Source organism: Nocardia sp. XZ_19_231, from assembly GCF_015355705.1.
GTDB lineage: Bacteria > Actinomycetota > Actinomycetes > Mycobacteriales > Mycobacteriaceae > Nocardia > Nocardia salmonicida.
This window is the reverse complement of sequence record NZ_JACUZI010000002.1, coordinates 445,467-466,056: the sequence shown is the minus strand read 5'-3', so window position 1 is coordinate 466,056 and position 20,590 is coordinate 445,467. Positions and strand designations below refer to the sequence as shown.

Sequence of the window (20,590 nt, the reverse complement as noted above, 5' to 3'; positions counted from 1 at the left end):
ATCCTGTTTGCCCTCCGGTAACCCGCTCATGAGACAACAGACACCACCGATGGGGGTCAACCGATGAGAGGTGGACTGAGCACGATGCTCGAGCCACACACTGAGGTAGCGGCGGTCCTTCGCGACCCGCTGCTGCGCGCCGATCTCGCCGCACCGCCGCGCACCCTGGTCGACATCCTGACCAGCACCGCCCTCGCACATCCCGACGCACCGGCCGTCGACGACGGCACCGTCGTGCTCAGCTACATGGAACTGATCGCCGCGATCGAGGCCAGGATGGCCGAGCTCATCGAGGCGGGCGTGCGACCGGGCGACCGGGTGGGCGTACGGATGCCGTCGGGCACCGCCGCGCTCTACGTGACGATCCTGGCCGTGCTCTACTGCGGCGCCGCCTACGTGCCCGTCGACGCCGACGACCCGCAGGAGCGAGCCAAGCTCGTCTTCGGCGAGGCCCGGGTGAGCGCGATCGCCACCGGCGACGGCATCGAGTCGGCCACCACGGCTACGGGTGAACACGACTGGAACACCCTGCCCACCCCCGCCGACGACGCGTGGATCATCTTCACCTCCGGCTCCACCGGCACCCCCAAAGGCGTGGCGGTGACCCATCGCAACGCCGCCGCCTTCGTCGACGCCGAAGCCCGCCTGTTCCTGCAGAAGGCCCCGATCGGTCCCGGCGACCGCGTGCTGGCCGGACTCTCGGTGGCCTTCGACGCCTCCTGCGAGGAGATGTGGCTGGCCTGGCGCAACGGCGCCTGCCTCGTCCCCGCCCCGCGCGACCTGGTGCGCACCGGCGCCGACCTGGGCCCGTGGTTGATGCGCCGCGAGATCAGCATCGTCTCCACGGTGCCCACACTGGCCGCGACCTGGCCCGCCGAAGCGCTGGAATCGGTGCGGCTGCTGATCTTCGGCGGCGAAGCGGTGCCCCCGGAACTGGCCGAACGGCTCGCCGGCGCCGACCGCGAAGTGTGGAACACCTACGGCCCCACCGAGGCAACCGTCGTCGCCTGCGCCGCGCTGCTCACCGGCGAGATGCCCGTTCGCATCGGCCTGCCCCTCGACGGCTGGGATCTGACTGTGGTCGACCCCCAGGGCAACCCGGTGGCCGAAGGCGAAACCGGCGAACTCGTGATCGGTGGGGTCGGCCTCGCCCGCTACCTCGATCCCGCCAAGGATGCCGAGAAATACGCCCCGCTGCCCTCGCTCGGCTGGGAACGTGCTTATCGCAGTGGCGATTTGGTGCGCAACGACTACCAGGGACTGATCTTCCTCGGCCGCGCCGACGACCAGATCAAGATCGGCGGCCGTCGCATCGAACTCGGCGAGCTCGACAATGCGCTACAGCACCTGCCCGGTGTCAGTGGCGCTGCCGCGGCGATCCGAACCACCAAGGCGGGCAACAAAATTCTGGTCGGCTACCTCACCGGCCCCGGTCCGGACTTCGACGTGAAGAAGGCCAGAGAGATTCTGGCCGAACAACTTCCGGCGCCGCTGGTGCCGCGCCTGGCGATCGTCGCCGATCTGCCTACGCGCACCTCCGGCAAGGTCGACCGCGACGCACTGCCGTGGCCGCTGCCGAGCACCGACGAACCCGCCGAGACAGGACTGTCGGGCACGGCGGCATGGGTAGCGAGTCTGTGGGACGCGATCCTGGGCGCCGAGGCCGCCGACCTCGATGCGGAATTCTTCGACCTGGGCGGCGGCTCGCTCTCGGCGGCGCAGCTCGTCGGCGCGTTACGTGAGCGGTACCCGCACGTCACCGTCGCCGATCTCTACGACCACCCGCGCCTCGGCTCGCTGGTCGAGCTCCTCGACGGCAGCGCACCGGTCGCGGCCGTCGACGTGCGCGTCGTCGAACCGACACCGCTGCGCGCGCAGATCACCCAGGTACTGGCCACGATTCCGCTGACCACCCTCACCGGGTTGCAGTGGGTCACCTGGCTGACCGTGGTGTCCGGCATCGCGGGCTGGTCGGGTTCGCTGCCGTGGCTGCCGCGCCTGTCGTGGTGGTGGATCCTGCTGGCGTTCGTGCTGTTCATCTCGCCGATCGGCCGGATGACGATCTGCGTGGTCGGTGCCAGAATCCTGCTCGCCGGGCTGCGTCCCGGGTCCTATCCCCGCGGGTCGGCCGTGCACTTACGCCTGTGGGCCGCTGTCCGACTGTCCGAAGCCAGCGGCGCCGAAAGTCTCTCCGGCGCACCGCTGATGGTCCCGTTCGCGCGGGCACTCGGCGCCAAGATCGGCAAGGGCGTCGACCTGCACAGCCTGCCCCCGGTCACCGGCATGCTCGAACTCGGCGACGGCGCCAGCGTGGAACCCGAAGTAGATCTGTCCGGCTACTGGGTCGACGGCGACATCGTGCACATCGGCGCCATCACGATCGGCGACGGCGCGGTGATCGGTGCCCGCTCGATCCTGTTGCCCGGCACCAAGATCGGTAAGAAGGCCGAGATCGCTCCTGGGTCCGCGGTATCGGGCAAGGTCAAGGGCGAACAGGAATGGGCAGGCTCGCCTGCCACCAAGACCGGCAAGGCGCCGCGCCGCTGGCCCGACCACTCCCCCGAACGCGCCCGGCACTGGCTGGTCGTGTTCGGTCTGTCGTCGATGGTGCTGGGCGCGATGCCCGTGTTCGGCCTCGCCGTGGGCGGCACCTTCATCGCCTGGTGGGTCCGCGAGGAGACCACCATCAGCGCCGCCGCCGTGGGCGGTTTCGCCATCCTGCCGCTCGCCACGCTGCTGAGTCTCGGCGTATACGCCGTGGCCACCGTGATCGCGGTGCGCCTGCTCAGCATCGGTTTGCGCGAGGGCTATCACCCCGTGCGCAGCCGCACCGGCTGGCAGGTGTGGGCCACCGAGCGCCTGCTCGACTCCGCCCGCACCTTCCTGTTCCCGCTCTACGCCAGCCTGCTCACCCCGGTCTGGCTGCGGCTGCTCGGCGCGAAGATCGGCAAGAACGTCGAGGCGTCGACCGTGCTGATGCTGCCCAAGTTCACCGTGATCTCCGACGGCGCGTTCCTGGCCGACGACACCATGATCGGCAGCTACGAACTCGGCGGCGGCTGGCTGCGCATCGGCGAATCCAAGGTCGGCAAGCGCGCCTTCCTCGGCAATTCGGGGATGACCGCACCCGGTCGGCGCGTGCCCAAGAACGGCCTCGTCGCGGTGCTCTCGGCCGCTCCGAACAAGGCCAAGGCGGGCTCGTCGTGGCTGGGCAGTCCGCCCGTGCGGTTGCGTCGCGCGACCGAGTCCAGCGACACCTCGCGCACCTTCGATCCGCCGCTGCGATTGAAGCTGGCGCGGGCCTTCGTGGAGACGTGCCGCTTGATCCCGGTGATGGTGACCTTCGCCATCGGACTCGGGGTACTGCTCGTGCTCGCGTTGATCGCCCAGCACACCGATTACCTGGTCGCGGCTGTTGTCTCCGGTCTGGTCCTGATGGTCGCGGGCGCGCTGGCGGGAATTATCGCCGTGGCGGCGAAGTGGTTGATCGTCGGGCGAATTCGCGCGATCGAGTACCCGCTGTGGAGCTCGTTCGTGTGGCGCAACGAGGTCTCCGACGCCTTCGTCGAGACCGTCGCGGCGCCGTGGTTCGCGCGTGCCGCCACGGGTACTCCCGTCATGAATCTGTGGCTGCGCGGACTCGGTGCCAAGATCGGCCGCGGGGTATGGTGCGAGTCCTATTGGCTACCGGAGGCGGACCTGGTGACACTCGGTGACGGCGCGACCGTGGAGCGCGGCTGCGTGGTGCAAACGCACCTGTTCCACGACCGAATCATGTCCATGGACACGGTGACGCTCGAAGCTGGCGCCACCCTCGGACCGCACTGCGTCGCCCTGCCCGCCGCCCACATCGGCGCGGGCGCCACCATCGGACCGGCCTCGCTCGTCATGCGCGGCGACGTGGTCCCGCCCTCGACTCGCTGGTGGGGCAACCCAATCTCGCACTGGACCGATCCCGCCGTGACGCGGGAGTCGAGGCAGCGCGGAGCCGCCTGATGCGGAGCAAGTTCTACGAGGATCCCATCGATGCCTACCTGCCGCAGAACGGCAATCGCGGCTATCGCGTGTCCCGCTACGAGTTGGAGCTGAGCTACAAACCGGCCAGCAACCGGCTCGCCGGACGCGCGGTGATCATCGCGGTCACCACGACGGTGCGGCCGTGGTTCACCCTCGATTTGTCGCAGGCTCTGATGGTGTCGAAGGTGCTCGTCAACGGGTCGAAGGCGGTGAAATTCGTCCATCAGCAGGGCAAGCTCGCGCTCACGCCGCAGCAGAAGATCCCCGCCGGTGGCGTTCTCGAGATCACCGTCCATTACGCGGGCACCCCCAAGCCGGTGCGCGGGCCGTGGGGCGAGGTCGGCTGGGAAGAGCTCACCGAGGGCGCGCTGGTCGCGAGTCAGCCCAACGGCGCGGCCTCCTGGTTCCCGTGCGACGACCACCCGAGTTCCAAAGCTTCCTACCGGATTTCGATCACCACCGACAGCCCGTTCTACGCGCTGGCCAACGGCACCCTGCTCAGCAAGCAGCCCAAGGCCAGCCAGACCACCTGGGTGTACGAGATGGCCGAGCCGATGGCGAGCTATCTGGCGACGATCCAGATCGGCAGCTACCGCAAGTACCGGGTCGGCGCCGCCGGCGAACCGGTGCCGATGCACGCTGTCATCCCACCGCGATTGCGGGCGAGCTTCGACTACGACTTCGCGCGCCAGCCCGAGATGATGGCGTTGTTCACCGAGCGGTTCGGGCCGTACCCGTTCGACGATTACACCGTGGTCGTCACCGACGACGAACTCGACATTCCGATCGAGGCGCAGGGGATTTCGATCTTCGGCGCCAACCATTGCGATGGCAAGCGCGGCGCGGAACGTCTTGTCGCACATGAACTCGCGCATCAGTGGTTCGGCAACAGCCTCACGCTGAAGCGGTGGCAAGACATCTGGCTGCACGAAGGTTTCGCCTGTTACGCGGAATGGATCTGGTCCGAATCCTCCGGTGGGCCGACCGCCGATCAGCTGGCCCGGGCCGCGCGGACGAACCTCGCGCGTCAGCCGCAGGACATCATCGTCGGCGATCCCGGACCCAAGGACATGTTCGACGACCGGGTCTACAAGCGTGGGGCGCTCACCCTGCACGCGCTGCGGCTGGAACTGCGCGATCACCTGTTCTTCGAACTGATCAGGGAGTGGACCGCGCGGTACCGGCACTCCTCTATTACTACGGAGGAATTCGTCGACCTGGCCGGCCACTACAGTGTGGCGCCGCTGCGCGGGCTGTTCGCGATCTGGCTCGGGACCAAGCCGCTGCCACAATTACCGCCGCTGGGCGGGCAGGCGCATCAGAACACCAGGTAGCGCTGGGCCAGTTCCTCGATGAGCGGATCCTCGGCCTGCACCATCTCGAGCGCCTCGAGGTCGTCGGCCACCGAGATGGTCCTGGCGTCGTCTTGCTCGGGGTCCGGCCCGTCCTGGGCGAGCTGGCGCTGCAATTTCTGTCGGACTCTGTCTTTCAGTGAATCGCCCATGTATCCAGCTTGCCCGGTATTCGGGCTGCGAACCACCGTCAAACGGGCGTGAGCCAAGTTCCCCATGGCGTATTGCGGAGCACGGAGTAGACGGCGAGTAGCCCGAAGAAGGACCACACGGTCACCGGGCTCAGGCTGGGCAGACGCCACCGTTGTCCGCGGCGAGCACGCAGGATCCAGTCGATGACGAAGACCGCGAACGCGACGGTCAGCGGCACGGCGAGCAGATTGCTGTGCAGCGAGTCGATGACGTTGCCGTCGGTGAGGTTGTGCATCGCGCGCATGCCACCGCAGCCGGGGCAGTACACCCCGAACAGCACGTAGACCGGACACAGGCCGTAGGAACCCTCGACGTGCGGGTCGCGGAAATGCAGCAGGGCCAGCGTGCCGATGCCGAGACCGGCGGCGATCACCGGAGGTGTCATCCGCTGCCAGGTCGAGCGCGGGGCACCCCGGTTCGGGTCTGCGCCGGAAAACTCGGCCGTGACGTGCGTTTTGTCCACTCCCCTACGGTAGCGGCGGCCGATCACCGCCGCCAGCAGACGCCTGGCGCGAACGATGCCTGATCGTGCTCTTTCCGTGTAATTTATCGCCGGTTTCTGGCGATTTCACAATGACGGCATGCCCGGTGACCCAGTTCACAACAAGTGGGACACTGTGACCCGCTAACACTAGCTAGCACCCGAGCTCGCACTGTACGGTGGCCTACGACACAAAGGAGTGCCGACATGCTTGCGAAGTCGATGATGACGCTCGCGGCAGCGCGAACCATGGTCTCTCACCTCGAGACCGGCGCACTGACCGCACAGTTCCGTGCCGGGCTGCGTACCCGCAGTTTCGCCACAGCGAAACTCAACGCTCCCACCGCCGAGCACCGGGTCGTCCCGGTGACGACCGCGGACGGCGCGCAGCTCCGGGTCCACGTCTACGGTCCCGATACCGCCCCCACCCTGGTTCTCATCCATGGCTGGGCCTGCAGTATCGAATACTGGAACCCGCAGATCACCGCCTTCGCCGGCGAGTACCGCGTGATCAGCTACGACCAGCGTGGCCACGGCGAGTCCACCCTCGGCACCGCCGTCCCCAGCGAGCACACTCTCGCCGACGATCTGTCCGCAGTCCTCGACGCGACGCTGCGTGGGGACGAGAAGGCCGTCCTGGCCGGGCACAGCATGGGCGGGCTCACCATTCAGGCCTGGGCCAAGCATCACCCCGAGCAGGTCTCGCAGCGCGCGTCCGCCGTGCTGCTGGCCAACACCGCCAATGCCGCGATCCGCTGGGAAACCGACATGGTGCCGGTGCTGAACAAGCAGCTCACCGTCGGGCAGTACCCGGTCACCCTGCTCGGCGCGCCGGTGCGGATGCCGCAGCCGGTCAGCGAGTCGCTGCTGTTCGCGCCGCTGCCGATCCCCGGCGGCTGGCTCACCCAGCAGATTCTGCGCAGTCGCGTTCTCACCGCTGAGGCCACCGCCGACGAGGTCGACTTCGCGATGGGCATCGTCCGCTCCTGCCGTCCGGTCGCGCGGGCCCGCCACGCCGCCGCCATGGCCGACATGGATCTGGCTGCGGGCACCGCCAACCTGACCGTGCCGACCACCGTGATCGCCAGTGCAAGGGACCGGCTGCTCCCGCAGCGCCTTTCGCGCCCGATCGTCGACATCTTGCGCCGCACCGGCCACCTGGCCGATTTCCATGTGCTGCCGCACGGTCACCTCAGCAATGTCGAAGACACCGACGCCTTCGACGCCGTGGTGCACCAGATCCTGCGCAGCTCCTCGAACTCTCGGGCCACCCGCCGCAACGTCGCTGCCCGCTGACCCGAGCCAGTTCTCCTGAGACCGATCAACGGCGATCGGCTCAGGAGTAACCGCGAAGAAGGCCCCCGACCTCGTCGGGGGCCTTTCTCGTCAGGTCATGGGAGCAGCAGGCCCCAATACAGTGCCCAGAGCACGAAACCTGTTCCGCCGCAGACCAACAGGGCCCATCGGATCCGCGCACCAGCGCTTGCTCCGCCCAGGGTGTGGCGGGCGCGGGCGAGCACGACACCGAGCGCGACCACCGCGCCGAGGGCGATCAGTTGCAGTGCCAGCCACGGCAGGGTGCGGCCGAACAACAGGGGGCCGAACGAGGTTGCGCGGGTGGTGAGGATGTAGCCGAGCTGGACCACAGTGCCCACGATGCCGATCACTGTCGCGCACAACAACACTCGCGCGGACAGGCGATCGGGCAGCCGCCAACGCCCGACCATCCCGGTGAACGCGTAGCCGCTCAGTGTCAGGATCATGCCGAACAACAGGGTCAGTTGCACCGCGGTCGATTCCCACCAGGAGGCCGGCTCCAGCACCCGCACCGGATGCCCTTGTGCCGCTGGCTGATCCGTGGTCGGAGGTGTCGCCTTACCGGGAAGACCGTTGACCCAATCACCCATGAGCTCGCCGTATCCCGGCGCCAAGCCGGGAAGTTTGTCGAAGCCGTCGGTGGTCGGCTGTCCGGCGTGCTGAGCGTTCGGGAGAGTGCGCAGCGTGTAGTTCGTCTTTCCGACGTGGTCGAAGGCGGTCCGGAAGCCGCGCAGGCTGTCACCGGGTGGGGTGAGGCGGTCCTGGTCACCCCAGATCGCGAGGACCGGTTGCGTGATTCTTTCCAGTACCGGGATCGGGTCGTAGTCGGCTTGCGCGAATTGGTCGGCGGCTACCAGCTGACGAATACCGTTGCGGGCCAATACATCGACCATCGAGCCGCGTACGCCTGCCGCACCGAACCGGGTCTCGTTGGCCCACGTCTGTTGCGCGGCGGGTTGGACCGAGTTGGCGCCGATCGTGATCAGGAAGGCGGCCTCGGCGGATCGTGAAGCAGCCAGCGGCGCGACCCATCCACCCTCCGACAGTCCCCACAGACCGACGCGCGCCGGATCGACTTCGGGCCGATTCCGCAGTGCGGCAAGGCCTGCCAGCGCATCGTCGGCCAGGAGTGAATAGTCACGGTGCGATGGCGTGTATCCCTCGGTGCGCTTGTCGTAACGCAACGCGACGATGCCCGCTCGGGCGAATGCCTCGGCGACCACGTCGTAGTGCTCGCCGCTACCGTTGCCCGAGCCGTGGACGAGCACGACGCCCGGCCTGCCGGTCGCTCCTGCCGGGGCGTGCACTGTGCCGGAGGTGGTTGTGCCGTCTGTGCGGGTGACCGTGATGTCGACGGCGACGGTGTTCTGTGCCTGCGCCGACGGAAATCCGGCGACGGCGGCGATCATGATGGCGAGCAGGATGATTCGTCGGAGGATCGAGAGCACGCCATGTCCTACTCTGCGGTGTTCGTGCGAGGTGCGGGGAAAGCGAGAAAACGCGTCAGCACGCGGCGGGCGCCGGGGCGATCCTGCGGGTGTGACTGCTGAAAACGCTTGAGCAACGTCATGTAGTCCTCGAAGAATTCCTCGAGTTCGGCGGGCGTCGCGTAGATCGCGCCGCGCGAGAAGGGCATCATGTCGGCCCACTCACCCAACTCGGCACGCTCGGCCTGGAAGCGCCGGAACATCTCGATGTCTTCGGTGATGTGCTGGGCGACAAGACCTTCCATCAACTCGCGTAACTCCGGCGACTGTTCCCGATCCATCCGGTAGCGCAGGTCCTTCGGCGGCGAACGCCACCACCGTTCCTTGCCCTTGGCCAGTTCGGGCGCCTCTTCGATGAAGCCGTGTTCGGCGAGTTGGCGCAGGTGGTAACTGGTCGCGCCGGTGTTCTCACCCAGCTGCGCACCCAAAGCCGTCGCGGTCGCCGGCCCGTTCTCGGCAAGTGCGCGCAAGATCCGCTGCCGCAGCGGGTGCGCGAGCGCGCGGAGGGCTGCGGGATCGGTGATCTCTCTGGGTGCTACCTCGTCGGCCATAGTTGCACAGTACTCTTTGCACACTTATCCGTGCAAAGAACTTTATGCAACAACGATCCGCGACAGGGATTCGAAACCAGCAGGCCCCGGCGCGTCTACGCCGGGGCCTGGATTTACGAGTTTGTCTTCAATGTCAACTCTGTTCACCGGCCGAGTGGGCCGATGCCGTACACCGCATCCGACTTTCCCTGAGACGCGGAACTGATAAATGACTACTCAGTGGGCACCACCTCCTGGATCGCCGGTCTTGCCTTCGTTCCTTCTTCACTTCGTTCTTCGTCTTGCTTCTTCGTCCTCTCCGGCGGTCCGGCCTACTGCACCGGATTCTCTTCTCCGCCGGAAGGGACGGTCGGACTACTTGCTCCCGGGCAGCTCGCCTGCCCGGCCTTTGGACTTATCTTCTGAACGACAGTGACTGTATATCGTCTCCAGAGGAATGTCTACACCCAGCACCACAGATTTTTTCTAACCACGATGAGGGCTAACCTCACCAGCATTTGCCGTGGACATGCCCGATCCGAGGCAGGCGGTGTACGCGATCTCGGCAGCAGCCGAGCTGGAGTGACGGCGGTGCCCGCCGCTACCGCAGCGACGGGCGTGAACCTGGCCGAGAAATGCAGAAAGGGCGGGCACCGGATGTATCCGGTGCCCGCCCTCTACTGGCGTTTTGAGCCGCCTGCGAGAATCGAACTCGCGACCTTTTCATTACGAGTGAAGCGCTCTACCGACTGAGCTAAGGCGGCGTGCCATTTCGGCGACGCGAGTCTATCGCGGGAACGGGTAGAACGCGAAAACGGGTGGTCAGGTGGTGCGGGCGGTGATGAGGGTGGCGACCATGGCGGCTACGGCGAAGCGGGGTTTCACGTTGAGGTCGAGGGCTTCGCGGCAGGCCAGGACGGCGTCGATGCTGCGCAGGAGGCCTTCGGGGCGGACGTTGGTGGCGAGGTCGGTGATCTCGCCTGCCATGTCGGGGTGGGTGAGGGTGATGGGGGTGCCGCGGCCTGCGAAGCGCATGGCCAGGGCGTCGCGGTACATGCCTGCGATGTCGATGAGGGCGCGGTCGAGTGCGTCGCGGCCGGTGCGGGTGGCGCGGGATTTCTGGCGGCGTTCGAGGTCTTTGAGGACACCGGCCGAACCGCGAGTGGCCGAGGCGGAGCCCTTGCCGGTACCGCCGGCGCCGAGGGCGGTGGCGAGTTCGTCGCGTTCGCGGTCGTCACGGTCGGCGCTCATCAGCTTGGCTTCGTCGTCGGCGGATTTCACCAGTTCGTCGGCGGCGGTGTAGGCGGCGCCGGGGCGTTCGGTCGCGGTGACCAGGGCGAGGGCGCGCTTGCGTCGTTGGCGGGCGTCTTCGTCGGTGGCGAGGCGACGGGCCCGGCCGACGTGGCCGCCGCTGACCGAAGCCGCCCAGTCGGCGGTTTTCGCGTCGAGTTGGTCGCGCTCGCGCAGGACCTGTGCGATAGCGGGGACGGTCGGGGTCACCAGGTGGACGTGTCTGCAGCGCGAGCGCAGGGTGACGGAGATGTCCTCGGGGTCGACGGTGGGGGCGCACAGCAAGAAAACGGTGCGGTCCGGTGGTTCTTCGACGACCTTGAGCAGGGCATTGGCAGCACCCTCGGTAAGGCGGTCGGCGTCTTCGACGACTACGACCTGCCAGCGACCGGTGCTCGGACGACGGGCCGCGATCTGCACGATCGCCCGCATCTCCTTGGTACTGATGCTCAGACCCTCGGGGATGATGCGCCGCACGTCGCCGTGGGTACCGGCCATCGTGGTGGTGCAAGCGTGACACTTCCCGCAGCCGACGATGTCTGGATCAGTGCACTCCAGCGCCGCCGCGAAACACAGCGCCGCGACGGACCTCCCCGACCCGGGCGGCCCGGTGAACAGCCACGAATGCGTCATCGCCCCGGTGACCACCCCGGCCCGCGCCGCCTTCGCGGCAGCGGCCAGCTCGGTCTCGACCACGTCCTGGCCGACCAGTCGATCGAAGACACCTGCCACGCGCTACACCCTAGCCACGGGGTCCGACAACACTTCCGGACGCCTGGGTCATCGACAACCAGCGGATGCGGTGGCCAGGTTCACCGATCGCTCAATCGTCTTCGGTCCCAGCGGATTGCGCTGTGGCCTTCTTCGCCGGAGCCTTCTTGGCGGCCGTCTTCTTCGCGGTCGTCTTCTTGGCCGCGGTCTTGGTGGCCGTCTTGGTCGCGGTCGACTTCGCCGCGGCCTTCTTGGCCGGCGCCTTCTTGGCCGCCTTCTTCGCGGTCGTCTTCTTCGCCGCCTTCTTCACCGGACCACGCGCCCGGCGATCGGCAAGCAGTTCGGAGGCGCGCTCGTCGGTGATCGACTCGACCTCGTCGCCCTTGCGCAGGCTGGCGTTGGTCTCGCCGTCGGTGACGTACGGACCGAAGCGGCCGTCCTTGATCACCATCGGCTTGTCGGTGGCGGAGTCGTTGCCCAGCTCACGCAGCGGTGCCGCGGCCGAGGCCTGACGCCCGCGACGCTTGGGCTCGGCGTAGAGCTTCAGCGCCTCCTCGAGGGTGACCGAGAACAGCTGATCCTCGGTCGCCAGCGAACGGGAGTCGGTGCCCTTCTTCAGATACGGGCCGTAACGGCCGTTCTGCGCGGTGATCTCCTCGCCCGAGGTGGGGTCGTTGCCGACCACGCGGGGCAACGAGAGCAGCATCAGCGCGTCGTCGAGGGTGATCTCGGCCAGGTCCATCGACTTGAACAGCGAACCGGTGCGCGGCTTGACCTCCGCGGCCTTCTTCGTCTTCTTCGCGGGCGCGGCGTCCGGATCGGGTGCGGGCGGTTCCGGCAGCACTTCGGTGACGTACGGGCCGAAACGTCCTTCCTTGGCGACGATTTCGTTCCCGGACACCGGGTCGACGCCGAGCGAACGACCCTCCTGCGGCGTCGAGAACAGCTTCTCGGCGACCTCGGGCGTCAGCTCGTCGGGCGGCAGATCGTCGGGCAGGTTCGCCCGCTGCGAGATCCGATCACCCTCGGGGTCATCGGGATTGATGATCATCCGCTCGAGATACGGACCGAAGCGGCCGACGCGGACCACGACATCGCGGCCCTCTTCGTCGACGAACATCTTGATCGAGTTCACTTCGCGCGCGTCGATGTCATCGAGCTGCACGGAGACCATCTTCTTCAGGCCACCCGAGCGCGCGACCGAACCCTCGGCGCCGGATTCGCCGCCGAAGTAGAAGCTGGACAACCAGTTTCCGCGCTGCTCGCGTCCACCGGCGATCGCGTCGAGGTCGTCTTCCATCGCGGCGGTGAAGTCGAAGTCGACGAGCCGACCGAAGTAGGCCTCGAGCAGTCCCACCACCGCGAACGCCACCCAGGCCGGGGCCAGCGCGCTACCGCGCTTGTAGACGTACCCGCGATCGAGGATCGTCTTGATGATCGAGGAGTAGGTCGACGGGCGGCCGATGCCGAGGTCTTCCAGCGTCTTGATCAGCGAGGCTTCGGTGTAGCGGGCGGGCGGGTTGGTGCTGTGGCCGTCGGGGGTGAGTTCGACAGCAGTGACGCTCTGACCCTCTTCCAGTGCGGGCAAACGGGATTCGGCGTCGTCGGACTGGCCGCCCGCCTCCTCGTCCACACTCTCGACGTAGGCCTTGAGGAACCCGGCGAAGGTGATGGTGCGACCCGAGGACGAGAACACGCACTCCTCGCCGGTCCGCGCGGTGCCGGCGATGCGCAGGGTCAGCGTGGTGCCGCGCGCGTCGACCATCTGCGAGGCGACCGTGCGCTGCCAGATCATCTCGTAGAGCTTGAACTCGTCGTTGTCGACCTTGGAGGCCAGCTGACCGGGCGTCATGAACGTGTCACCCGAGGGACGAATCGCCTCGTGTGCCTCCTGCGCGTTCTTGACCTTGCGGGTGTACTGGCGCGGCGACGGCGAGACGTACTCGGCGCCGTAGAGCTGAGTCGCCTGCGAGCGAGCCGCCGCGATGGCCGACTCCGACAGCGTCGTGGAGTCGGTACGCATATAGGTGATGTAGCCGTTTTCATACAGCCGCTGCGCGACCCGCATCGTGCGCTCGGAGGTGAACCGCAGCTTGCGGCCCGCTTCCTGCTGCAACGTAGAGGTCATGAACGGCGGATACGGCTTGCGCGTGTACGGCTTGGCCTCGGCCGAGCTGACCTTGAGCGCGGCACCGTCGAGCGCCTCGGCAAGCCTGCGGGCGTAGGCCTCGTCGAGCACGACGACGCCGGTGGCCGACTTGAGCTGACCGTCGGAACCGAAATCACGACCGGAGGCGACGCGGTCGCCCTTCACCTGCACCAGGCGCGCGCCGAAGGTGCGCGGGTTGGTCGAATCGGACTTCTCGTCGGGACCCGCGTCGAGCTTGGCGGCGATATCCCAGTACCCGGCGGAGCGGAAAGCGATGCGCTCACGCTCACGCTGGACGATCACCCGGGTGGCGACGGACTGCACGCGACCGGCGGAAAGCCGCGGCATGACCTTCTTCCACAGCACCGGAGAGACCTCGTAGCCGTAGAGGCGGTCCAGGATGCGGCGGGTTTCCTGGGCGTCTACCAGGTCGTTATCGAGCTCGCGCGTGTCGGCGGCGGCGGCGAGGATGGCAGGCTCGGTGATCTCGTGGAAGACCATCCGGCGAACCGGGACCTTCGGCTTGAGCGTTTCGAGCAGGTGCCAGGCGATCGCCTCGCCCTCACGGTCGGGGTCGGTGGCGAGGTAGAGCTCGTCGGCGTCGGCCAGCAAGCTCTTGAGCTCGGCGACCTTGGCCTTCTTATCCGGGTTCACCACATAGATCGGCTCGAAGTCGTGGTCGACGTCGACACCGAGGCGGGCCCACGGTTGACCCTTATATTTGGCCGGCACGTCGGCGGCACCGCGCGGCAAGTCACGGATGTGGCCCACCGAGGCCTCCACCGTGTAGTTGCGACCTAGATAGGGCGCGATCTTGCGGGCCTTGGTCGGCGACTCGACGATCACGAGACGACGCAGGGGTCGGCCCTGATCGGCTGAACTGCGGTCTCGTGTTGCCACCGGCGAACACCTTCCTTCTAGATCCGCGCGTCGGGAGGTCCGCTCGGTGCACGGCTGGGGCAGACGGCGACGTTCGGACATCACCACCAGTGACGTTTATACCCTGCGCACTTGGGGTAGAGGCATTTGCGGCGTTTCACGTCGCGGGCGCTGTCCTGGGCGATGCTACCCGGAAATGACTCGTCCCCCTCCTCCGCATGCGGAGGAGGGGGACGAGGCGTTGTTGTGTTTCGCAGCTCAGGAGAGCGCGCGAACGCCGGTGGCCTGCGGACCCTTGGTGCCCTGGCCGACCTCGAACTCGACCTTCTGGTTTTCCTCGAGGGTACGGAAGCCCGTGCCCTGGATCTCCGAGTAGTGGACGAAGACGTCAGCTGAGCCGTCCTCAGGCGCGATGAAGCCGAACCCCTTCTCCGCGTTGAACCACTTCACAGTTCCCTGTGCCATTCTGTTTCCTTCTCTTTCTCCGGAATCGGCGGACAACTGGGTTCGTCCACCGGGCCCGTTCCGACCGCTGTACCGTTGGTCCCCCTGCAAGGAAATCCTGAGCACGGCGTTCGCAACAACGATCCTGCTGATGGTTTGGACCTTGGATCCGTCCCTCGAACACAGAAGCTTGCGACCGAGACCCAGTGAACCATGTCTCTGAGCAATTCGACAGTCGAGTTACCGAGTATTTGCAAAATTCATGATCTTGCGAATGTGCAGGTAAGGGACAGATTGGGTGTATCCGTACTTTTGGTCTGTTTGCTTCTTGATAACCGAGTGAGCTTCTAGCAAACATGCTGTGACCCAGATCGCTACTGGGTTACGAAATACCAGGTAGTGGTTGTCGCACACACACGTTTCACACTTCTCGTGTCGCGTGAGAGGAGGACTGGATGAATCCGACAGACCGGACCGGCGTTCGGGAGCGCGATACGAGCGATAGCTACGGGCGATCGTTGCTGAATCGTGTCCTGACCGAAGCGGCTGCCGGCGGCAACCCGCTCACCCATGTGGCGGAGCTGCCCGCACAGCGCGCCGACACCACAGCGTGGCCGGAATGGGTGCCATCGGAGCTGGTCACAGCTCTGGACGCGCAGGGAATCGAACTGCCGTGGGAACACCAGACCCGCACGGCCGATCTCGCGGCGACCGGAAACCACGTTGTGGTGAGCACCGGAACCGCATCGGGAAAATCGCTCGGCTACCAGTTGCCGGTGCTCACCGCGCTGCTCGACGACCCGCGCGCCACCGCGCTGTATCTCTCCCCCACCAAGGCGCTCGGCGCCGATCAGCTCCGCGCCGTCGGCAGCCTGATCCACGACAACCCGCTGCGCGAGGCGCATCCGGCGAGCTATGACGGCGACACTCCCGCCGAGGTCAGGCAGTGGGTACGGGCCAACGCACGCTGGATTTTCACCAATCCCGACATGCTGCACGTCGGGACTCTGCGCTCGCATCAGCGCTGGGCGCGGGTGCTGCGCAACCTGCGGTATGTGGTCGTCGACGAATGCCATGCATATAGAGGAGTGTTCGGTTCGCATGTCGCACTGGTGCTGCGCAGGCTGCGTCGGCTGGCCCAGTTCTACGGCGCCGATCCGGTGTTCATCCTGTGCTCGGCCACCAGCGCAGATCCGGCCGCGTCGGCGAGCAGGCTGATCGGCGCGCAGGTCGTGGCTGTCACCGAGGACGGGTCGCCGCGCGGCGCCCGGACCGTCGCGCTCTGGGAACCGCCGCTGAGCGCGTCTCTGACCGGGGAGAACGGGGCACCGGTGCGGCGGACCGCGACCAGCGAGGCAGCCAAGATCATGGCGGCGCTGGTGGCCGAGGGCGCTCGGACTCTCACCTTTGTTCGCTCGCGGCGCGGTGCAGAACTGATCGCGCTAGACACTCGGCGCGTCCTTGCTGAAACTGCCCCTGAGCTGCAAGAACGCGTTGCCGCTTATCGGGCGGGCTATCTGGCGGAGGACCGGCGCGAGCTCGAGCAGTCGCTGTCGCAGGGGACGTTGCTCGGCGCCGCCAGCACCAACGCGCTCGAACTCGGTGTCGACATCGCGGGCCTCGATGCCGTGGTCATCGCCGGTTTTCCCGGGACGGTCGCCTCGTTCTGGCAGCAGGCCGGGCGGGCCGGTAGGCGGTTGCAAGGTTCGCTGGTGGTGCTCGTGGCTACCGACGACCCGCTCGACACCTACCTGGTTCATCACCCGGAAGCGCTGCTCGACCGGCCGATCGAGGCCACCATCACCGACCCGTACAACCCCTATATCCTCGGCCCCCAGCTGCTGTGCGCCGCGATGGAGCTGCCGCTCACCGACGAAGAGGTGAGCGAGTTCAGGGCCGATGAAGTGCTTGCTGACCTGGCCGAACAGGGTTTGATCCGGCGCAGGCCGAGTATCCGTGGCGCGGGTGCGCGCTGGCATGTCACCGCGCACACGCACCCGCACGACGACGTGGATGTGCGCGGTGGGCTCGGTTCGCCGGTCGCGATCGTCGACGCCGAAACCGGACGACTGCTCGGCACCGCCGACGCGGGCCGAGCGCCTGCCACCCTGCATACGGGGGCTGTACATCTGCACCAGGGCGAGACCTATCTCGTCGACGAGCTCGACCTCGAGGGTGGCGTCGCGTTCGTCAACGAGGTGGATCCCGGCTTCACCACCAGTTCCCGGCAGATCACCTCGATCACCGTCGAAGGGGTGATCGAGGAACGTGTGTTCGGCGCGGTGACCGCGGCATCCGCGCAGGTCGCGGTCACCAACCAGGTCGTCGGCTACCTGCGGACGCTGGTGACCGGTGAGGTGCTCGACCAGGTGGAGCTCGATCTGCCCGCGCACACGCTGCACACCAAGGCTGTCCTCTATACCGTCACGCCCCGCCTGCTCGCCGCCGCGAACATCACCGACGAACAGCTACCCGGCGCACTACACGCGGCCGAGCATGCCGCCATCGGCATGTTGCCGCTGGTCGCGGGCTGCGACCGCTGGGATATCGGCGGTGTCTCCATCGCCGAACATCCCGATACGGGGGCGCCGACGGTGTTCGTCTACGACGGGCAGCCCGGCGGCGCCGGCTTCGCAGAGCGCGGATTCGCCCAGCTCACAGACTGGTTGGCCGCCACCGCGAGCGTGATCCGCAGCTGTGCGTGCCAGGACGGGTGCCCCTCGTGCGTGCAGTCGCCCAAGTGCGGCAACGGCAACAACCCCCTGGACAAGGACGCTGCCGCACGCTTGCTGGCCGCTGTTCTCAGCGAACTGTGGACCCACCGCGATGGGCCCGCCGGCACATGATGTGCACCGACCCACTACGTGACCGGCGATACACCTCACTCCAAGAATGTTGGTCACTCGTCCGAATTAGTGTTGACCAGCGAAGATATAGCGATAGGCACAGGCCTGTCGATTAAAAAGGACCACTCTTCTATTAACTGGTTCATAGCCAACCGGGATCACCGGGGCGGCCCCATCGTTTTTTTCATTTTTTTCAGGCACAGATCAAAGAATGCGCATGAAATAGCGCAAATGCGCTTCCGGTAAATTCAGAATTGGTTCGGTGCGGAACAACCACCGACCAGTGATAACTCTTCCGAGTCACTCATTCTCTTCCACCGGACCCGCGCGTGCCGAAGCCCGCACAGTGCGCACGCCGAACACTCCCGCCGATACATTCGCCTCGACATCGACAACAACATCCCACTGCGCGACTACGCACCGCCGCAGCCGGACCCCCATCCGCCGAGCGATCTCCCCGGCCTCTCCACAACCCGACTCGGCACCCTCCGCCAATACCCCCGCCGCGGCCAACGCCCCCAGATCAGCGGCCCCCTGCGCCCGATGCCGAGCCACCACCACCCCGCCGACTTGCCCCACCGACAACGTCAGACAGATCAATCCCGCCAACGCCACACAGACGAATACGGTCGCCCCGCCTGCATCCCCAGCCAGCCCACGCCACACCGATCTCCGGGAGACCGACCCGGACTCTCGCCTCAGCTTCGGCGCCCGGATCTGCGCGTTCGCCGATCTATCGTGGCGTGCCATCACGGTTCCACTCCCGGCTCGATGACGGCTACGGCTTCGGCGCGCAGCCGCAGGCCGGGCAGGAGCGGAGTGTTCGCGGCGACGGTGGCTATCACGCGGTCTCCTTCGGTCCGGAGTTCGACGCTCGCCCCTGGCGGGGCGACGGTCCTGCCCGCGGTGATCGCGCGCGAAACGTCGCCGCGAGCGGCAAGGCGGGCGGTCTCGCGGGCCGCGTCGGTGCAGCGCACCTGGGTGGATCCTGCGAGGAGGGCGCCGATGCACAGGGCTACGGCGCACACCAGAGCCGCGAGGGCGATGGCGGCCTCGACCGTCACCGCGCCCGCATCGGCACCGAGAGTGCTTGTGTCGCGATGGTTTACACGGTTGTGTTGAGCGCCTTGTCGATGATGCCGGTCAGCGCGGTGACGATGCTGTCCCCGGTGACGACCCCATAGAGCACGGCCCCGAAGGCTGCCGCGGCGATCGTGCCGATCGCGTATTCCGCTGTGGACATGCCGTCGTCCTCGAGCAGCAGACGCGTGAATCGAGTGCGGGCCCCCAGGTATACGGCGTGGACGAACGTCATCGTGATCCCCTCTCTGGTTGCACCGCGCGGCTGGTCCGCGCGGTGAAGCTTCGGTGGCCTCGTCGAGGCCGGTCACAGTAGCCCTCCGTCGCCGAGCACGCTGTCCGCGAGGCCGATGACGACCGGGACGATGCCGAGACAGACGAAAGCGGGCAGAAAGCACAGGCCGAGCGGTCCACCGATCAGCACGCCCGCGCGTTCGGCGCGTGCGACGGCAGCGTCTTCCACGGCTTCCCGGCGCTGCGTGGCCAGTTCGCCGACCGCCGTCGCCAGCGAGGCACCGGAGCGGGCCGAACGGCGGGCCATCCTGGCCAGCGACTCCACGTCATCGGCGCCGACCGATCCGGCGGCGTCCGTGGCCGCCCGCTCCCATGCCGTCGCCGGGTCGGCGCCAAGCGCGAGAAGGTCTGCAGCCCTGAGCAATGCGGTCCGAAGAATCGGTGGTGCGGTCGGAGCGCTCGCTCGCGCGGCCGCGGCCATCGGCAGTCCCGCTCGGAGACACGCGGCCAGCAGATCGAATGCGGAGGCGGACCCGAGCGGGTCGACCTTCGCGGCGCTGCCCTGCGCCCCGGACACGCCAACTGATGCCGGTCCGAGCGCACGCACCCGTCGACTGACGGCAACGCGCCCTGGTAACACCACGATCGCCAGCGCCGCGATCAGCAACGCCTCCGGCGAAGCAGCTCCAGCCATCCCTTGCACAGCAATCCCCCCTCGGAGTTCGATCCACACCTGTCCACATACCTGTTCCGAGCCGACCTCACGGACACCCTGTGGTCTGGTGACGCACATCTGTCCACAGGCATTCGAGTCGGCGGCCACTTCTGCCAACCGTTCAGCAGTGCTGTCGGCGGGGAGTCAGGCTGTGCTCTTGCGGGTGATGACATCTGTCCACAGGAGTCCACAGCAGGCGAGGGCGGCGCCCAGTGGAAGAAGGAGTTCGCCGGCTGGAGATGTGAACAGGATTGTGAGTGGAGCGGCGCCCATCAGCTGACCCAGGCCGATGCCAACCAGCGGGAGGCCCGCGAGGACGGTGGCCGATGCTCGGGCGCCGGCCAGTGCCGCTTCGGTGCGGTCTCGAAAGCGGATGCGACCGAGGAGGTCCGATCTGGCGGCCGAGAGCAGCTCCGCCAGGGCAAGGCCGTGTTCTTCGGCCACTCGCCAGGCGGCTGCGACCCTCGACAGTTCCTCGGCGACAATCGAATCCGGTTGGATCCAGCCGTCGGCGCCGGAACCGCCGAGGCGGCTGCGGCCCGCGCTGATCGCCAGTACGCGCGCGGCTTCGCCCCGCGATTCACCTGCGGCGGATTCGGCCGCCGCGCTGGGATGCGCACCGACGCGGAGCTCGCCGACCACGGCTTCGAGGCCGGCCAGTAGATATCCGCATTCGCGGCGTCGCTCGCGGTCACCTCGACCGCGCCGCTTCCGCACGGCCACAGTCGCTCCCAGCATGAGAGCCGCCAGCCCGACACCGGGGCCGAACGCGAATGCCGTACACCCCAAGCCGATTCCTGCACACCACTCCACAGGCACCCGCCTCGGTGCACTGCGCCCGCCCGCGCCGAACAACCGCGTGAACC

16 protein-coding genes and 1 tRNA gene are annotated in these 20,590 nt (G+C 67.2%); 4 read left to right on the top strand and 13 right to left on the bottom strand.

The features are described 5' to 3' along the window. Positions 1–84 precede the first annotated feature (84 nt). Together IBJ82_RS09365 and IBJ82_RS09360 are read left to right on the top strand one after the other, a co-directional pair. On the top strand, positions 85–3,996 hold the full coding sequence (locus tag IBJ82_RS09365; RefSeq protein ID WP_194825554.1) for a Pls/PosA family non-ribosomal peptide synthetase: 3,912 nt from the start codon (positions 85–87) through the stop codon (positions 3,994–3,996). Then, positions 3,996–5,351: a M1 family metallopeptidase gene (locus tag IBJ82_RS09360; RefSeq protein ID WP_194825553.1), complete on the top strand. Its 1,356-nt coding sequence runs from the start codon at positions 3,996–3,998 to the stop codon at positions 5,349–5,351. The genes IBJ82_RS09365 and IBJ82_RS09360 overlap by 1 nt, the downstream gene beginning before the upstream one ends. On the opposite strand, the gene IBJ82_RS09355 is transcribed toward IBJ82_RS09360, so the two are convergent. Next, the gene (locus IBJ82_RS09355; protein ID WP_194825552.1) at positions 5,336–5,521 is read right to left on the bottom strand and encodes a hypothetical protein; all 186 of its coding nucleotides are present in this window, start codon (positions 5,519–5,521) and stop codon (positions 5,336–5,338) included. The two genes, IBJ82_RS09360 and IBJ82_RS09355, sit on opposite strands and share 16 nt — an antisense overlap. 38 nt (positions 5,522–5,559) lie before the next feature. Continuing rightward, positions 5,560–6,024, bottom strand: coding sequence for a DUF2752 domain-containing protein (locus tag IBJ82_RS09350; RefSeq protein WP_370585236.1), 465 nt, complete (start codon positions 6,022–6,024; stop codon positions 5,560–5,562). 225 nt (positions 6,025–6,249) lie between these two features. Between IBJ82_RS09350 and IBJ82_RS09345 the strand changes: the two genes are divergently transcribed. After that, a complete protein-coding gene (locus IBJ82_RS09345) occupies positions 6,250–7,338 on the top strand; it encodes an alpha/beta fold hydrolase (protein WP_228536818.1) in 1,089 nt (362 codons plus the stop codon). 95 nt (positions 7,339–7,433) lie between these two features. On the opposite strand, the gene IBJ82_RS09340 is transcribed toward IBJ82_RS09345, so the two are convergent. The 6 genes from IBJ82_RS09340 to IBJ82_RS09315 all read right to left on the bottom strand — a co-directional run bounded on the left by IBJ82_RS09340 (position 7,434) and on the right by IBJ82_RS09315 (position 14,870). Beyond that, complete coding sequence (locus tag IBJ82_RS09340; protein WP_194825551.1) at positions 7,434–8,807, bottom strand: prolyl oligopeptidase family serine peptidase; 1,374 nt, start codon at positions 8,805–8,807, stop codon at positions 7,434–7,436. An 8-nt stretch (positions 8,808–8,815) separates the two neighbouring features. After that, positions 8,816–9,397 carry a transcriptional regulator gene (locus IBJ82_RS09335; protein ID WP_194825550.1) on the bottom strand — a complete coding sequence of 194 codons (582 nt, stop codon included), beginning with the start codon at positions 9,395–9,397 and terminating at the stop codon, positions 8,816–8,818. A gap of 670 nt (positions 9,398–10,067) precedes the next feature. Next, positions 10,068–10,140 (bottom strand) — tRNA-Thr (locus IBJ82_RS09330). Positions 10,141–10,198: 58 nt separating this feature from the next. After that, positions 10,199–11,398 carry a DNA polymerase III subunit delta' gene (locus IBJ82_RS09325; RefSeq protein ID WP_194825549.1) on the bottom strand — a complete coding sequence of 400 codons (1,200 nt, stop codon included), beginning with the start codon at positions 11,396–11,398 and terminating at the stop codon, positions 10,199–10,201. Positions 11,399–11,489: 91 nt separating this feature from the next. Continuing rightward, on the bottom strand, positions 11,490–14,426 hold the full coding sequence (topA, locus tag IBJ82_RS09320; RefSeq protein ID WP_194825548.1) for a type I DNA topoisomerase: 2,937 nt from the start codon (positions 14,424–14,426) through the stop codon (positions 11,490–11,492). Positions 14,427–14,663: 237 nt separating this feature from the next. Next, the gene (locus IBJ82_RS09315; RefSeq protein WP_019044597.1) at positions 14,664–14,870 is read right to left on the bottom strand and encodes a cold-shock protein; all 207 of its coding nucleotides are present in this window, start codon (positions 14,868–14,870) and stop codon (positions 14,664–14,666) included. A gap of 434 nt (positions 14,871–15,304) precedes the next feature. Here IBJ82_RS09315 and IBJ82_RS09310 point away from each other — a divergent pair, with 434 nt between their 5' ends. Further along, on the top strand, positions 15,305–17,695 hold the full coding sequence (locus tag IBJ82_RS09310) for a DEAD/DEAH box helicase (protein WP_194825547.1): 2,391 nt from the start codon (positions 15,305–15,307) through the stop codon (positions 17,693–17,695). Between the two features lie 300 nt (positions 17,696–17,995). Here IBJ82_RS09310 and IBJ82_RS09305 read toward each other — a convergent pair whose 3' ends face one another. The 5 genes from IBJ82_RS09305 to IBJ82_RS09285 all read right to left on the bottom strand — a co-directional run bounded on the left by IBJ82_RS09305 (position 17,996) and on the right by IBJ82_RS09285 (position 20,447). Further along, positions 17,996–18,361, bottom strand: coding sequence for an Rv3654c family TadE-like protein (locus IBJ82_RS09305; protein ID WP_370585294.1), 366 nt, complete (start codon positions 18,359–18,361; stop codon positions 17,996–17,998). An 83-nt stretch (positions 18,362–18,444) separates the two neighbouring features. After that, on the bottom strand, positions 18,445–18,759 hold the full coding sequence (locus IBJ82_RS09300) for a TadE family type IV pilus minor pilin (protein WP_194825545.1): 315 nt from the start codon (positions 18,757–18,759) through the stop codon (positions 18,445–18,447). A gap of 41 nt (positions 18,760–18,800) precedes the next feature. Continuing rightward, positions 18,801–19,010 (bottom strand): DUF4244 domain-containing protein, encoded by a 210-nt coding sequence (locus tag IBJ82_RS09295; protein WP_194825544.1) that lies wholly within the window; start codon positions 19,008–19,010, stop codon positions 18,801–18,803. 72 nt (positions 19,011–19,082) lie between these two features. Next, on the bottom strand, positions 19,083–19,703 hold the full coding sequence (locus IBJ82_RS09290) for a type II secretion system F family protein (RefSeq protein WP_194825543.1): 621 nt from the start codon (positions 19,701–19,703) through the stop codon (positions 19,083–19,085). Between the two features lie 165 nt (positions 19,704–19,868). Then, complete coding sequence (locus IBJ82_RS09285; protein ID WP_370585235.1) at positions 19,869–20,447, bottom strand: type II secretion system F family protein; 579 nt, start codon at positions 20,445–20,447, stop codon at positions 19,869–19,871. Positions 20,448–20,590: the final 143 nt, after the last annotated feature.